At 63.8% G+C, this 1,349-nt stretch carries 3 protein-coding genes; all 3 read left to right on the top strand.

Annotation, left to right across the window (positions count from 1 at the left end; all coding sequences use genetic code 11):
• A partial coding sequence (locus ACP7AA_RS13070) for a transposase (RefSeq protein ID WP_224398888.1) occupies positions 1-397 on the top strand: 397 nt, incomplete at its 5' end.
• The gene (locus ACP7AA_RS13065; protein ID WP_003100853.1) at positions 394-765 is read left to right on the top strand and encodes a hypothetical protein; all 372 of its coding nucleotides are present in this window, start codon (positions 394-396) and stop codon (positions 763-765) included. The genes ACP7AA_RS13070 and ACP7AA_RS13065, both read left to right, overlap by 4 nt.
• Complete coding sequence (locus ACP7AA_RS13060) at positions 759-1,316, top strand: recombinase family protein (protein ID WP_003100847.1); 558 nt, start codon at positions 759-761, stop codon at positions 1,314-1,316. Before ACP7AA_RS13065 ends, ACP7AA_RS13060 begins: the two co-directional genes overlap by 7 nt.
• Positions 1,317-1,349: the final 33 nt, after the last annotated feature.

Raw genomic sequence — 1,349 nt, 5'->3', positions numbered from 1 at the left:
CGTCATGGCGTGGGGTGTCGCGATCGTGGCGGTGATGATCCTCTTCACCCCTTTGCTGCTGCGCTGTCCACCATTCCGGCGCTGGTATGGCCGGACGGATGCGCTGTCGGAGCGGCAGCGCCAGGCGCTTGCCGAGCGCGGCCTGCGCCGCTACTACCAGACCGCTTTCGATGACGGCTACGTGCCCCGCGTGATGCCCTACGTGTGGCGCATCATCTGGACGGTCGGCGGGTTGATGGCTGTGACCGCCGTACTGCCTACCAACACCGGACGGCCAGCCTTCGATGCCTTGGTGGTCTTCTCGACCTGGTATCCGATAGGCGTGATGCTGCTGGTTTTCGCGTCGAGGCCCCTTGGCCGGTTGATTCGCCAAAGAGCACAGGAGCGGCGGAAATGAGCACGTCAACCATCGAGGCGCTGGCCAGCGCCTGGGCAAGGATTGCCGAGGAAGCGGAATTCCCCGCTGACTACGAGGGGACTGCCACACCACAAGCGCATCGGGCTAGCGAAGCTATTCAGGAGCAGATTCGGGAGCGCATCGTCGCCACCAACGACATGCGGCTGTTCAGCCTGCTGCACCTGCTGGGTCAGGCGTCGCTGCGCATGGAGCAAGCGCTGTGGCCGGAGGATTACGAGCGGATGACGCGCGAGGTTGAGGAAGCCCTGCGGCAAGCCACCGACGCCAACGCCAGATCGTACACCCACGAAGAAGTGATGCAGGCGATGCAGGAACGCATCGACCGGGCGCGAGACAAGCCATGTTGATTGGCTATGCGCGCGTCTCGACGCAGGATCAGAACCTGGAGCTGCAACGCGAAGCCTTGAGCAAGGCCGGATGTAAAAAGGTCTTCGAGGACAAGGTGAGTGGCACGCGGGCAGACCGGCCTGGCTTGGCCAAGACGCTCGAAATGCTGCGCGAAGGCGATACTTTGGTCGTCTGGAAGCTCGACCGGCTGGGCCGGTCGGTCAAGCAACTGGTCGATCTGGTCGGCGATCTGCACAAGCACGGTGTCCAGTTCAGGAGCCTCACCGACTCCATCGACACCGGCACACCATCCGGGCGGTTCTTCTTCCACGTCATGGCGAGCCTTGCCGAAATGGAGCGCGAGCTGACCGTCGAGCGCACCCGCGCCGGGCTGGAAGTCGCCAAGCAGCTCGGCCGCAAAGGCGGCCGCAAGCCGAAGATGACCGACAGCAAGATCGAGTCGGCCAAGAAGCTGCTGGCCAGCGGGGTGCCGCCCAAGGACGTGGCCAAGAACCTCGGCGTGTCCATTCCGACGCTGTACCGCTGGGTGCCAGCCTCCACGCACGCTTAGCGTGCTTTATTTTCCGTTTTCTGAGACGACCCC

The organism is Psychrobacter sp. DWR1-2-3, from assembly GCF_049896465.1.
Classification (GTDB): domain Bacteria; phylum Pseudomonadota; class Gammaproteobacteria; order Pseudomonadales; family Moraxellaceae; genus Psychrobacter; species Psychrobacter maritimus.
Note: the sequence above shows the minus strand (reverse complement) of the source record. Positions and strands in the feature narration are given on the sequence as shown.